Raw genomic sequence first — 400 nt, forward strand, 5'->3', positions numbered from 1 at the left:
TGCTTCGGTAGGGAGGCTTAATATGAGTGGTTACACAGTAAGGAAAGATTCAGGTATAGAGAAATTAAGTGATTTAAAAGGGAAACGAATCGCAGCAGGGTACAACGGAGAATGGATTATTCAATACTTATTGGAAGCTCAACTCGCCTCTGTTGGTTTAACAAGTGATGACGTTACGTTAGTTACAATTGCTGATAACAATGCCGGAATGGATGCATTGAGAGAGGGAAGAGTAGACGCTGTCTTTACAGGAAACCCATCACAAGGGGCATTTCTAGAAATGGATAATGCAATTGGAATAAAAGCTTTAAATTATGCAGATGTCACTCCTGGTGAGTTAGATCAAAAGAAAGATGAACTGGTAAAACAAATGCAAGAATTTGTTCCTTCTCTTGAACCG

1 protein-coding gene is annotated in these 400 nt (G+C 39.2%); it reads left to right on the forward strand.

The genetic code is table 11. The features are described from left to right. Positions 1-22: 22 nt before the first annotated feature. A partial coding sequence (locus KH400_RS21745; protein ID WP_246589975.1) for an ABC transporter substrate-binding protein occupies positions 23-400 on the forward strand: 378 nt, incomplete at its 3' end.

Source organism: Desertibacillus haloalkaliphilus, assembly GCF_019039105.1.
Lineage (GTDB): Bacteria > Bacillota > Bacilli > Bacillales > KJ1-10-99 > Desertibacillus > Desertibacillus haloalkaliphilus.